12 protein-coding genes are annotated in these 12,226 nt (G+C 64.2%); 8 read left to right on the forward strand and 4 right to left on the reverse strand.

The window, feature by feature from the left end:
* Positions 1-50: 50 nt before the first annotated feature.
* The 7 genes from C0Z19_RS21880 to C0Z19_RS21915 all read left to right on the forward strand — a co-directional run bounded on the left by C0Z19_RS21880 (position 51) and on the right by C0Z19_RS21915 (position 5,558).
* Positions 51-653 (forward strand): hypothetical protein, encoded by a 603-nt coding sequence (locus C0Z19_RS21880; RefSeq protein WP_146012123.1) that lies wholly within the window; start codon positions 51-53, stop codon positions 651-653.
* A gap of 2 nt (positions 654-655) precedes the next feature.
* On the forward strand, positions 656-982 hold the full coding sequence (locus tag C0Z19_RS21885; protein ID WP_102611937.1) for a hypothetical protein: 327 nt from the start codon (positions 656-658) through the stop codon (positions 980-982).
* A gap of 8 nt (positions 983-990) precedes the next feature.
* Positions 991-2,580: an Lcl C-terminal domain-containing protein gene (locus tag C0Z19_RS28795; RefSeq protein WP_233196236.1), complete on the forward strand. Its 1,590-nt coding sequence runs from the start codon at positions 991-993 to the stop codon at positions 2,578-2,580.
* Positions 2,581-2,634: 54 nt separating this feature from the next.
* Complete coding sequence (locus C0Z19_RS21900) at positions 2,635-3,309, forward strand: hypothetical protein (protein WP_146012124.1); 675 nt, start codon at positions 2,635-2,637, stop codon at positions 3,307-3,309.
* Positions 3,309-3,650, forward strand: coding sequence for a hypothetical protein (locus tag C0Z19_RS21905; RefSeq protein WP_102611939.1), 342 nt, complete (start codon positions 3,309-3,311; stop codon positions 3,648-3,650). Before C0Z19_RS21900 ends, C0Z19_RS21905 begins: the two co-directional genes overlap by 1 nt.
* Positions 3,647-4,303 (forward strand): hypothetical protein, encoded by a 657-nt coding sequence (locus C0Z19_RS21910; protein WP_102611940.1) that lies wholly within the window; start codon positions 3,647-3,649, stop codon positions 4,301-4,303. Before C0Z19_RS21905 ends, C0Z19_RS21910 begins: the two co-directional genes overlap by 4 nt.
* Positions 4,304-4,493: 190 nt before the next feature.
* Positions 4,494-5,558 (forward strand): tyrosine-type recombinase/integrase, encoded by a 1,065-nt coding sequence (locus tag C0Z19_RS21915; protein WP_102611941.1) that lies wholly within the window; start codon positions 4,494-4,496, stop codon positions 5,556-5,558.
* Positions 5,559-5,593: 35 nt separating this feature from the next.
* Here the strand turns inward: C0Z19_RS21915 and C0Z19_RS21920 are convergent, their stop codons facing one another.
* The 4 genes from C0Z19_RS21920 to C0Z19_RS21935 all read right to left on the reverse strand — a co-directional run bounded on the left by C0Z19_RS21920 (position 5,594) and on the right by C0Z19_RS21935 (position 10,945).
* The gene (locus tag C0Z19_RS21920; protein WP_102611942.1) at positions 5,594-8,029 is read right to left on the reverse strand and encodes a ComEC/Rec2 family competence protein; all 2,436 of its coding nucleotides are present in this window, start codon (positions 8,027-8,029) and stop codon (positions 5,594-5,596) included.
* Between the two features lie 94 nt (positions 8,030-8,123).
* Positions 8,124-8,912 (reverse strand): TatD family hydrolase, encoded by a 789-nt coding sequence (locus tag C0Z19_RS21925; protein WP_102611943.1) that lies wholly within the window; start codon positions 8,910-8,912, stop codon positions 8,124-8,126.
* A 31-nt stretch (positions 8,913-8,943) separates the two neighbouring features.
* Positions 8,944-9,687 carry an ABC transporter ATP-binding protein gene (locus C0Z19_RS21930; protein ID WP_102611951.1) on the reverse strand — a complete coding sequence of 248 codons (744 nt, stop codon included), beginning with the start codon at positions 9,685-9,687 and terminating at the stop codon, positions 8,944-8,946.
* A 4-nt stretch (positions 9,688-9,691) separates the two neighbouring features.
* Complete coding sequence (locus C0Z19_RS21935; protein WP_102611944.1) at positions 9,692-10,945, reverse strand: lipoprotein-releasing ABC transporter permease subunit; 1,254 nt, start codon at positions 10,943-10,945, stop codon at positions 9,692-9,694.
* A gap of 177 nt (positions 10,946-11,122) precedes the next feature.
* Here C0Z19_RS21935 and C0Z19_RS21940 point away from each other — a divergent pair, with 177 nt between their 5' ends.
* A complete protein-coding gene (locus tag C0Z19_RS21940) occupies positions 11,123-12,202 on the forward strand; it encodes a regulator (RefSeq protein ID WP_102611945.1) in 1,080 nt (359 codons plus the stop codon).
* Positions 12,203-12,226: the final 24 nt, after the last annotated feature.

Here is a 12,226-nt window from a genome sequence, read left to right on the forward strand (position 1 = left end):
GCGGGCTTTGGTGGGCGGCCAGTTCGGCGCCCCGCTTTTTGGAGATTCGCATGGCAACTGCTGCCAACATGTTTCCGAGCGCTGACCCGAATGCGCCGGACCTAAACGACGAGCCGCCGAGCACGTCGAAAAACGCGGGCGGATTTCCCACTGCACCGCCGTCTTCAGCGTTCGGCAAGGTCAGCATTGCCAGCGAGTTGCGCGAGGCCGAAGCAGAGATCGGCACGACCGGAACGAAGGCTGACCGCGTGATTGCGCACCTTCGCGGAAAAGGTCCGACCGATGCGTCAGCGATCGCGGAGTTGCTGGGCATCAGGCGAGACCACGTCAGCGCATATCTGAAAGCAGCGCTGAAAGACGGCCGCATCGTGCGCGACGGAAACGTGTTCAGGCTCGGTGACGGCAAGCAGTTGGCGGCGGCCGAGAAGACGGCAGCAGCGCCGAAGCAGAGCGCAACGAAGGACGAGCGCGCGCCGCGGCCGCCGAAGATTGCGGGCAACGACACCACGGTTTCGGCGTCCCTGTGTGTAGGCGCGCTGCAAATCATCCAGTGGGCCGCCGGCAACCTGACGGTCCGCGCAAACGACAACGTCGTCGATCTGAGCGACACGCAGGTGCTCGCACTGCACGCGTTTCTCGAGCTTGCCCGATAGCCATGCCGATCAAACCGGAGAACCGGGCCCGTTACCCAAAAGATTGGAAGCAGATCCGCGCGCGCATTCTCGATCGCGCTGGCAACCGGTGGGAAGGCTCGCCGGACTATCCGAACTGCCGTGCGGAAAACGGAGAGCCTCATCCCGAGACGGGCAGCAAGGTCGTGCTGACGATCGCGCATCTCGACCATACGCCCGAGAACTGCGACGACGACAACCTGAAAGCGTGGTGCCAGCGCTGCCACCTGAACTACGACGCCGAGCACCACGCGAAGAATGCAGCTGCCACGCGCCGGAAACGGCTTGCTGTGGCCGATTTGTTTGAGTGAGATCCCCCATGAACCACAAGACAGATATGCAAGCCGCCTTCGATGCCTACTACGCCGAAAACTGGCCGCTCTGCAAGGCATCAATCGAGAAAGGAACGGCCAGCGAGGAAATCGTCGGCGAGCGCGAGGCGCTATGGGATACGTGGCAAGACGCGTGGAAAGCCGCCCTCGCTAGCCAATCGGCGGGAGTGCAGGAGGGCATCACCGAAAAACAAATTGCCGACGCAATAAAGCGATGGTTTCCAGATCGCGCATATCAAGCTCCGTTCTTCGCGCGCTCACTGTTCGCCGCCGCCCCTGCGCCAGTATCCGAACCCGAGCAGGCGTTTCAGGCGCGCGTAAAGCCGTGGATGCTGGAATGCTTTGGCTCTGAAATTGCCGCCGATACGGTCGAGCGCAATCATCGATTCTTCGAGGAAGCGGCCGAACTCGTGCAGGCATGCGGAATGACCGCAAGCGAAGCGCATCAGTTAATCGATTACACATGGGGCCGTCCGGTAGGCGAGAAGTCTCAGGAAGTCGGTGGCGTCATGGTCACGCTCGCGGCGCTGTGCCTCGCTAATGGACTCGACATGCATGCATCGGGCGAGACAGAGCTTGAGCGCATTAGCCGGCCGGATATGGTCATCCGCATCCGCGCCAAACAGGCCGCGAAGCCAAAGCATTCGCCATTACCCGTTGCCGCTGCCGAGCAGCCGAGCGAGCGCGGGGAGCCGCAAGACTGCCCGCACGGCGTAGACGATGGCGCGTGTAAGCAGTGCTATGGCGAGGCGACGCGCGGGGAGCAAGGAACGGCGTTATTACATGCTGCCGCTGACGAATGCATGTCGCCAGATCAGCGAAACCTTTTTGATTCGCTGGGCGCACACGATGCAGATGTGTACGAGCGCTTGTTTCGATGCGTCGCTAAGCGGATCGACGCCAGCGCGCCGACGTTGAGCGGTGGCGATGGGGAAGTTGCTGTGCGCGCCAAGACCGTACACCGTCGCATTGATGCGCTTTGCGAAGCAGCCAACACGGCAGGAGCCGATTACTTTGACGCCAGCACAAGCATGTTGATTGCAACGCAAGATTTACTGACCGCACTCGGGTTTCCGCATCGCATGGCCGAGCCGAAGGAATATGGTGGTTCCTGCGAAGACTGTAAATGGTCCGCTATGCGGCAGCCATCCTCGACCAAGAGGCTTACCACAAAACCGCGAACGACCTACGCGCCCTTCTCGCAAACGGAGAATGACATGAAACAGATTCCCCCTCTCGCCGAAGGCGAGATCTACCTCGGCGGTTTCGTCAACGCCAATGGCGATGTATCGCACACGATCCTCCTGCCCGGCGACAACGATGCAGCAACGTGGCAAGAGCAGGTGGATTGGGCGAAAAGCATCGGAGGGGATCTTCCGACGCGCGCCGAACTCGTCATCGCTTACGAACAGCATCGGGATCAGTTTCAGCAAACCGCGTATTGGTCGAATACGCCGGATACCGACTCTGGCTATTCCGGCTGGGCTTGGTATCAGGACTTCTACTACGGCCGCCAGGGCAGCCACCCTCAGGGCTACCGGTTCCGTGCCCGAGCCGTCCGCAGATTGTCGATTTAACCCTTCATCCATTCGCAATTGATACGGATGATCGCACCGCAAAAGGAGAATGGCATGCTGACCTTCGAAGAATGGCGACACACTTACGCGGACGTTTTCGAAACCGATGATGCTGCGCGCGCCGCATGGACAGCGGCAAGCAACAAGGGATACAGCGCCGGCACGCAAGATACGCGAGAGCTTCTCGCCGCGCACAGCGCCGGGGCGCAGGGGGTATTGCATACACCACAGGGCTGGCGGCTTGTTCCGTGCGTCCCTACTGCCGAAATGGTAAATGCCGCTTGCCCTGCCGGCGAATGTATCGACCACTTCGACATGAAGCTAGCGATTCTCGCCGCAATGAAGGCTGCGCCTGTTTGTGGGAAGCCGCAATGCGAGGTTGTATCGAAAGACACGTCTGATGCGCTTCAAGACAGCGCATATTGCGCGGGGCTGCAAGCCGGATTTTCGTTCGGTCAGCTTGATGACAACGAAAGGCTGCGCAAAGCGCTCGAATCTCGCGATGGGTATGTGAAGGTATTGCGTGAACAACGAGCCGCCCATCCCCAGCCGATGCCGCAGACGAACGCGGCGCGGGAATTGATCGAGGCAGCAAAAGACGTACTCGCAAACGGGCATCAGCACGACGTGGGCGGTGGTGACGTGTTTCTCGGCACCTGTGACTCAACTGAACGACTGCAACGCGCTCTCGCCGAAATCGAGCGCCTCGACCGCGCAAAGGGGGAGTGATGACGCCCTTCAAATTCCCCCACGCGACCCCCGAGCAGGTGCTTGAGCGCATGAAGCCCGATCGGCTCTACACGTCCCCCGAACTCGCCGAGAAGTTCGAAGTCCCCAAGCAGTACATGCAGGACGTCTTGTATCGCCTCGGCCGCACCGGAGACATCGAACGAGTCCGGCAAGAGGATCGCACTCTGGCCTGGGCCAAGGTCATCAAGCGCACGCCGAAGGATCTGACGACAAGCGTGGCCGGGCCAGCTTACCCGCCAGACCTTAAGGCGACGATGCACGGCTATGACGCGATGTTTCAGACGCGGGTCGAGCTCGCGATGATGGCGAGGGGACGATGACCGAGCGCCCTATTCTTTTCGCTGGCGACATGGTCCGCGCGATCCTCGACGGCCGCAAGACGCAAACCCGGCGCGTGGTGAAGGGCGAGATGCTTTCGAATCTCGGCGACTTGCCGCATGTCCCTGACTGGATCACGCGAGAGGTGCCAATCCTATGCCCATACGGCCAGCCCGGCGACCGTCTGTGGGTGCGCGAAGCTTGGCGCGTCGGCAAGCCGAACGACACCTACCCGCCGCGAGATATCTTGCCGCGCTTACTCGATCGCGGCCAAGGCGTAACCGTGCTGTATGAGGCTGGCGGCTGGCGCTCAGTCGGACCCAAGGGCCGCGACGAGACGGTCTATCCCGACGACGAGCCGATGCCCGACTGGGCGGGAAAGCGTCGGCCATCAATGTTCATGCCTCGTGCGTTCTCTCGTATCACGATCGAAGTGATGAGCGTCAGCGTCGAGCGGTTGCAAGAGATTGATTGGGGAGACGCGATCGCGGAAGGTATTCGCGATCCACGTCGTGCCGCATGGCGAGTGGACCCGGTCGAAGGCTGCGTCGCGAAGTATCGAGAACTGTGGGACAGCCTCAACGCTGCGCGGGGGCTCGGCTGGGACACGAATCCCTGGGTGTGGGTCGTCGAGTTCAAGAGGAACAAGCCATGACCGAGCGCGCCCTAAGCCTGAAGGAAGCGGCCGCGCTGCTCGGCGTCTCCTACTCCACGATCTACGCCCACAAGGAAGCAATGGGCTTCTTCCAGGTCGGAAACCAGTGGCGCGTCTGGCCGGAAAAGTTGAAATCCGCGACCGAGTACAATCCCGATCGACCGGCGCGGGCGGACGAAAGGAGCAAGAAATGTCGATCCGAAAGCGCAACGGCTCGGACGTCTGGCACGTCGACCTACGCGCGCCAGGTGGAGAGCGAATTAGACAAACTACTGGCACAACCAACCGGAAGGAGGCTCAGGAGTATCACGACAAGCTGAAGCACGATCTGTGGCGGGTCGCCAAGCTCGGCGAGAAGCCAAAGCGGACGTTCTCCGAAGCCGTGCTTCGGTTCCTGAAGGAAAAGGCTGGTCAATCCGACTTCGGCAACAAGACGCTGCACATGCGGCACTTCCGTACCAAGTTCGGCGGCCGTGACTTGGGTTCCATCACGCGCGACGAAATCTACGAGGCGCTGCCGGAAGTGAATCGGCGCAAGAAACGCGAGACGGTACCGGTCAGCCGGGCCACGAAGAACCTCTATCTGAGCACGATCAGATCGATGTTCAACATGGCGGCCAACGAGTGGGGATGGATCACCGGTGCGCCGAAGTTGCCGAACCTCGCGACCGACAACCGACGCATCAGGTGGATCACGCGGGAGGAAGCGCAGCGCCTTTTGCAGGCCATCGGCACGGACTGGATGCGCGACATCGCCATGCTCGGCTTCGCGACGGGTCTTAGGCAATCGAATCTGCTGGCGCTGGAATGGTCACAGGTCGATCTTGTAAAGCGCAGGGCCTGGATCCACCCGGACCAAGCCAAGGCACGCAGGCCAATCGGCGTGCCGCTGAACGATGAAGCGGTCGATGTCATCCGGCGCCAGCTCGGCAAGCACCAGACGCGGGTCTTCTCGCGCCGCGGCAAGCCGATCGTACGGTGGGATCTGGCGCAGTGGAATCGCGCCGTCGCGCGGGCCGGCATCGATCACTTCCGGTTCCACGACGTGCGGCACACGTGGGCGAGCTGGCACGTGCAAAGCGGCACACCGCTTAATCGCCTGATGGAGTTGGGTGGCTGGTCGAAGTACGAGCACGTTTTGCGGTACGCGCACCTTGCGCCCGACCATCTGGCAGAGCACGCCGCGACGGTCACAATTTGGGCACACAGCCCTGAGGGTGCGGGAGAAGAAAGGCCGCAAAGCCTTGTGGCATAAGGCCTTGCGGGAAGTTTTCGGGAAATGGTGTTCAGCTAGCCTACCTGAAATACAGCGACGCGCGGATGAACCGAATCGAGGAAAGGCTCGGTGGACGAAGTGGCGCTGCCGTGATGGGCAACAAGCAGGATATCGGCGTTCAGCGCCTCGGGTATCCGTCGCACGAGCGCGCGCTCTGACGGTGCCCCAATGTCGCCCGTCAGCAGCGCGCTCATACCGGGAGCGCTCACCTTCAACACGCACGACTGCTCGTTCGAGCGCGTCGGCAACGGCCCCGTGTCGGGCCAGAGCACTTCGAAATCGACGCCGTCCCAGTGCCAGCGTTGGCCCGTCGCGCAGCGCAGGCGGTCGATCTCCGCCGCCTGCGCGATATCCCACAATCGATGCGAATCCGGCAGGCCGCCGAGCAGCTGGCGAACTTCGGCCGCAGCGAGAACGGCCGGCACGCCGCCCGCGTGGTCGGCGTCGCCGTGACTAACCACGAGCGTATCGAGCCGCGCGACGCCATTGGCGACAAGATACGGTGCGACCACGCGCTCGCCGGCACGAGTCGACTCGGGGCCGGTTCCGGCATCGAACAACAGCGCACGGCGATGGGTTTCGACGAGGATCGACGCGCCCTGTCCGACGTCGAGCGCCGTCAATCGAAAGGCACCCTCCGCGACCTGCGGCCCCGACGGCACCACGAGCGGCAGCCAGGTGAGCGGCGCGGCGAAGCGCAACGGCCAACCGCGCGGCATCAGGCACCATGCGGCACCCACGAGCGCAGACGCCAGCGCCCAGAGCGAAGGATGCGGCGGCTGGCGATCGGCCCACGGCGATTGCGCGAGCGCATGAAGGGCGCGCATCAGCGGCTCGAGCAACGTATGCGCGCACTCGAAAGCGAGCGCATCGAGCGGCGCCGGCAAAACGATCGCGACAAGCACGATCGGCACGATCAACACGCTCACCCACGGTACCGCCACGGCATTCGCGAGAGGGCCGACGAGCGAAACCTGAGAGAACCAATATGCCGTCAGCGGCGCAAGGCCGATCGTGACAGCCCATTGAGCGCGCAGCGCGTCGGCGCAGCGCGTGCGCAGCGTCGCAAGCGTGCGCCGCCATCGCGCCGGGCGAGCGTCGCGCGGCTGCTCGAACGACCCATTCCAGGCCGGATCGCTCGCACGGACGGCATCGAGCATGGCGAGCGGATCTTGCTCGTCCCGGCGCACGCGCCACCGCGCGCGCATCGCGAACGCGATCCAGGCTACTGCGCAAAATGACAGCCAAAAGCCAGCCGAAGTGCCCGCCCAAGGATCGACGACGAGCACGAGCGCCGCCGCCCAGGCGAGCACAAGCGAAAGCGCGACGGTGCGCCCGAGCGTGAAGGCGAAGCTCGCCACCAACAGCATCCAGAGCGCACGCTGCGCCGGTATGTTCCACCCTGCCAGCGCCGCATAACCGACGGCGCTGGCCACACCCGCTATCGTGGCGACAATCGGCGTCGGCACAAGCAGCGGCCATTCTCGCGCGCCGCGGGCAGCCAGCATCGCGCCGCAGAAACACGACCGACGCCAAAGCCAACCCGTCACCGCGCCGACGAGTCCCGCCACGAACCCGATATGCAGGCCCGAAACGGCAACCAGATGACTCGTCCCGGTGCGGCGCAATGCCAGCCGATCGGCCTGGCCGATAGCGTCCTGTGCGCCGATGGCGAGCGCCGTTACGATGCCCCCATGCACCGTGCCGGGCAGCACGTGGGCGATGCGCTCCCGTAGGGCGAAGCGCATGCGGTCGACGGCAACGCCGAGGCCGCCTGAGGGATCGATCAAGCGAAGCGCCGTTGCGGACGCGACGACCGAACCCGTCGCACGCACACCGCGCGCGAGCAACGACACCTCCGTGTCTTGTCCTGCGAAATTGGCATAGCCATGCGGACGTTTCAGGCGCACCGTCAAACGCCAGCGATCGCCTGGCGCCAATAATGGCGGAGCGTCTGCGCCGCGCGCGCTCCAGCTCAGTTGCACCGTAGACGGAAATCGTTCGATCCCGGTTCGCTCCCGCACTGCGCCGACGTCGACATCAAACAAGAACCGCGTGTTCGCGCCATCGCGCAATGGCAAACCGCGTACATGTCCGGTAAGGGGCAACTCGCGCATTTCCCATGCTTGCGGCAGCGCTTCGGCCAAGCGAATTTCCGCACGCAGCGCCGCATAGGTATAGCCGGCGACGACGGCCGCGCCCGCAAGCGCGCCAACGGTCATATGAGCCGCGAACTGCTTGCGCCGGATCGGAGTCCTTTCGCTCGATGTCATCGACTCGCCTGCACGACGCGTCCGAGTCGATCCGCTCACGCGGCGGCTCACGGCGGCGAGGCCCAGGGCCGCGGCAAACAGCAGGCCGAGCGTTGCCCACTCCCAGTGCGCGGGCAACGTCGCGCGTTGTTGGAACATGACGACACCCACCGCGAAGCCGATCAACACCGCCCGCATCCCCCCTCCTTCGATCAGCGCGCCGCTGCATGAAGAAAGACGGCCGGAGCGTCTACCCTCGGCCGGTCAATCGCGCGACGCGAACCATCGTCGATTATGCGCAAGCCAGCGCGAGTCGGGGCAGCGCAGCGAGCGCGTTAGCCGTTGTGCCTACCTGCAGCTCATCAACGCCGATGCCGCGCAATTGCGCGATGACGCTGCCGATGCGTGGCACCTGGTCCGGCGCGTTGCGTTGTTTGTAGAGCCAGGCGGGGGGAATGTCGGGCGCGTCGGTTTCGACGACGATGGCCTCGAGCGGCAGCTCCGTCGCGAGGCGCCGGATTTGACGAGAGCGCTCGAACGTGACGTTGCCGCCGAAGCCGAGCCTCATCCCCTGGTCGATGAAAGCCTGCGCCTGTTGGAAGCTACCGTTGAACGCGTGGGCGATTCCGCATTTGACCGCAAAACGGCGCAGCCCTTTGAGCACGAGATCCTGCGATTTGCGCACGTGGCAGATGACAGGCAGCTCGAACTCGCGCGCAAGCTTGAGCTGCTCTTCGTAGAAGAAGCGCTGGCGCGCATCGTCGAGTCCCGGAACGAAATAATCGAGCCCGATTTCGCCGATGCCGACGAAGCGCGGGTCGGCCAGGCTTGACTCGATTTCGCGGCGCAACGCTTCGATATCGGCGTCGCGCGATTGCGGCGCAAATAACGGATGGATGCCGAGTGCGTAGACGCCGCCCTCGACGCGGTGCGCGAGCGCACGAACAGTCTCGAAATTGCCGCGTGCGACAGCAGGAATGACAATACGCGACACCCCCGACGCATACGCTTCCCGCGCGACGGCGTCACGGTCGCCGTCGAATTCCCCGGCGTCGAGATGACAGTGAGTGTCGATCCACATGAGGGCGTGATCGCAGCAAAATTCGGGCGCGCTACACGGGCACCGACGGCTCTTCGTGCAGGACACCGTCGCGCAATCGCATGATGCGGTCGCAGCGGCCGGCCAGGTCGGCATCGTGCGTCACGATGATGAAGCTCGTTTCGAGCGTGGCGGACAACTCGAGCATGAGATTGAACACATTGTCGGCCGTCGCCCCGTCGAGGTTGCCGGTCGGCTCATCGGCCAGCACGCACGCGGGCTTCGTGACGAGCGCACGCGCAACGGCCACGCGCTGACGTTCGCCGCCCGACAACTCGCCCGGACGGTGCTTCGCGCGGTGCGCAAGCCCGACGCGCTCGAGCGTCGCGAGCGCCTCGCGCCGTGCGTCCTCTGCCGGCATGCGGCGGATGCGCAACGGCATCGCCACGTTATCGACCGCGCTGAACTCGGCCAGCAAATGGTGGAACTGATAGACGAAGCCGAGCGCGCGATTGCGCAGCTCGTTGCGCTCGCGCTCGGCGAGCTTCGTAAACGGCCGTCCAAGCAGCGAAACGCTGCCGGCGCTCGGCTCGTCGAGCCCGCCCAACACATGCAGGAGCGTGCTCTTGCCGGACCCCGATGCGCCGACGATCGCGAGTTTTTCGCCACGCCGCACGGTGAGATCGGCGCCGTTGAGCACCGGCACATTCAATCCGCCCTGGACAAACGCTTTCGAGATGCCGTGTGCCTCGAGCACGCAATCGGTCGAGCCCTGGGCATAGTGCGCGGCGCCGCCGGCGGTCGGTCGTTCGATCATGAAATCACTCATAGCGCAGCGCCTCGGCCGGGCGCACCTTGGCCCCGCGCCAGCTCGGATAAAGCGTCGCAAGCGCCGACAGGCCAAATGCGATGACGCCGATTCTCGCCACATCGGCAGGGACCAGTTCGGAAGGCAATTCGGTAATGAAGTAGACCGACGGCGGCAGAAATTGCACGCCGAGCAGATGTTCGATCATCGGCACGAGCCACGGAATGCTCCAGGCGATGAGGCAACCCAACGCGACGCCGGTCGCCGTGCCGATAAACCCGATCGTGATGCCCTGCACGAAAAAAATCTTCATGATCGAGCCGGGCTGCGCGCCGAGCGTGCGCAAAATCGCGATATCGGCCTGCTTGTTCGTCACCGTCATGACGAGCGACGAAACCAGATTGAATGCGGCAACGGCGATGATCAGCGTAAGAATCACGAACATCATCCGCTTCTCGATTTTCACGGCCGAGAACCAGGTCTTGTTCTGCTGCGTCCAATCGCGAACGTAAAGATCGCCGGAAAGCGTACGCGCCAATTCGTGCGCCACACGCGGCGCCTCCTGCATGTCTTTGAGCCTGAGCCTCACGCCCGTCGGCGCGGAGATCCGAAAGAGCGCCTCGGCGTCGCGAATGTTGATCAGCGCGAGCGAGCTGTCGTACTCGTAGTGGCCGGATTCGAATACGCCGCTAACGGTGAATTGCTTCAAGCGCGGCATCATGCCCGCAGGCGTGATCGACCCTTCGGGGGCCACCAGCGTCACCTTGTCGCCCGGCGAGACGCCGAGATTGGCGGCCAGGTCGACGCCGAGCACGATGTTGAACTCGCCCGGCGCGAGGCTCGTCAAGCGCCCGGCCTTCATATCCTTGCCGATATCGGACACCTGCGGTTCCTGCGAAGGCTCGACGCCGCGCAGCGCCACGCCGCTCACGGCATCCTGCCTCGTCAGCAGCGCCTGCGCATCCACGTAAGGCGCGGCGCCGATCACGGCGGGATTGCGACGCGCTTCATAGACCGTACGCTGCCAATCGGGCATCGAGCCCGTCGGCGAAAAAATTTCGACGTGCGCGAGCACCGACAGCATGCGGTCGCGCACCTCTTTCTGAAACCCGTTCATGACGGAAAGCACGACGATCAACGCGGCCACGCCGAGTGCGATACCCGACATCGAGACGGCCGCAATGAATGAAATGAAGCCGTTGCCCGTCGTGCGCTTGCTGGCGCGCGTGTAGCGCCAGCCGATTTGCCATTCGTAAGGAAGTTTCAAGCGAATCCTTCAATTCTCTGCGGGGGCGGCCTACAGCGCTCGCGCATACGCGGCCCTTACGCGGCTCGTACGTGGCCGTAGCGCCCCCAAGGCGAGCGGCGCGGTCCGCCGCTTCGCAACATGCATGCCGGCAGATGAGCCGGCGCAGCCCCGATCAAGCGCGCAGTTTGCCATACAATGCGCACCATCATGCATCCGAACCGTCTTCATCTCCTGTTGCCGTTTGCCCTGCCGACCGCCGCCGACGCCTCTTCGGCGCTGCACGATCTGCGCAGTCCGGCGCTCGACAAGCTCCTCGCTCGCGCGACGCTGGTCGAGCGCGTAGCCGGCGAGGATTTCCAGCGCACGCTGCCGCACGAGCGGTGGGTCGCCCGCCAGTTCGGCGCGATCGCATCGAACGCGGCCGACGAGGCGCCGCTCGCGCCCTATATGCTGCTTGCCGACGGTGGAAAGCCGGGCGACGTTCAATGGGCCTGCGTCGAGCCCGTTCACGTGCGCATCGCGCACGATCATCTCGTGCTGATCGACCCGTCGGCGCTCGACCTGACCGATGAGGACGCGACCAAACTGCTCGCCGTCGCCAAACCCTTGATCGAAGCGCTCGGCGTGCGCATCGAGGCGCCGACGCCGCACCGCTGGTATCTGGCCGGCGACGCGCTGGGCTCGCTCGCGGGCGCGTCGCCGCTTCGCGCGAGCGGCCGCAGCATCGAAATCTGGCTACCTCACGACGCGCAGTCCGGGCAGCGCTCGCGTATCTGGATGAAGCTGCAAAACGAAGTGCAGATGGGCTGGTTCGAGCACCCCGTCAACGAGGCTCGCGAAGCGCGCGGCCTACCGGCGGTCAACTCCATCTGGCTGCACGCTCAGGGTGTCGCGCAGCGCGTGCACAGCCCCTTTGCGCGCGTGTTGTCCGACGCCGCCGCCACGCGCGGGCTCGCGCTCGCGGCCGGGACGGACACGGGCGCGACCCCGGCCTCCTTCCGCGCGCTGGGTCCCCTTGCAAGCGGCACGACGCTTGTCGAGCTGACACCGTTCGTGGCGCCGTTCATCGCGCAAGACTGGGCCGCGTGGCAAGCGGCGCTCGACAGACTCGAGCGCGACTGGTTCGCCCCCGCGCTCGAGGCCCTCGAGGCGGGGCGCCTTGGCGCGCTCGCGATGACGCTCGGCGGCGATACCGGTTCGGTCACGCTCGATGCGACACGCGGCGATCTGCGTAAATTCTGGCGTCGCCGCGTGCTGGCGTCGCTATTTGAATGACGCAATGCCCACCCGCCGCCCGCC

It is taken from the genome of Trinickia soli (genome assembly GCF_002879855.1).
In the GTDB taxonomy this organism is placed as follows: Bacteria; Pseudomonadota; Gammaproteobacteria; order Burkholderiales; family Burkholderiaceae; genus Trinickia; species Trinickia soli.

Bases quoted from the DNA above. Each gene is read 5' to 3' on its own strand.
- C0Z19_RS21880 (WP_146012123.1), top strand. From the start codon at position 51: ATGGCAACTGCTGCCAACATGTTTCCGAGCGCTGACCCGAATGCGCCG.
- C0Z19_RS21885 (WP_102611937.1), top strand. From the start codon at position 656: ATGCCGATCAAACCGGAGAACCGGGCCCGTTACCCAAAAGATTGGAAG.
- C0Z19_RS28795 (WP_233196236.1), top strand. From the start codon at position 991: ATGAACCACAAGACAGATATGCAAGCCGCCTTCGATGCCTACTACGCC.
- C0Z19_RS21900 (WP_146012124.1), top strand. From the start codon at position 2,635: ATGCTGACCTTCGAAGAATGGCGACACACTTACGCGGACGTTTTCGAA.
- C0Z19_RS21905 (WP_102611939.1), top strand. From the start codon at position 3,309: ATGACGCCCTTCAAATTCCCCCACGCGACCCCCGAGCAGGTGCTTGAG.
- C0Z19_RS21910 (WP_102611940.1), top strand. From the start codon at position 3,647: ATGACCGAGCGCCCTATTCTTTTCGCTGGCGACATGGTCCGCGCGATC.
- C0Z19_RS21915 (WP_102611941.1), top strand. From the start codon at position 4,494: ATGTCGATCCGAAAGCGCAACGGCTCGGACGTCTGGCACGTCGACCTA.
- C0Z19_RS21920 (WP_102611942.1), bottom strand. From the start codon at position 8,029: ATGCGGGCGGTGTTGATCGGCTTCGCGGTGGGTGTCGTCATGTTCCAA.
- C0Z19_RS21925 (WP_102611943.1), bottom strand. From the start codon at position 8,912: ATGTGGATCGACACTCACTGTCATCTCGACGCCGGGGAATTCGACGGC.
- C0Z19_RS21930 (WP_102611951.1), bottom strand. From the start codon at position 9,687: ATGATCGAACGACCGACCGCCGGCGGCGCCGCGCACTATGCCCAGGGC.
- C0Z19_RS21940 (WP_102611945.1), top strand. From the start codon at position 11,123: ATGCGCACCATCATGCATCCGAACCGTCTTCATCTCCTGTTGCCGTTT.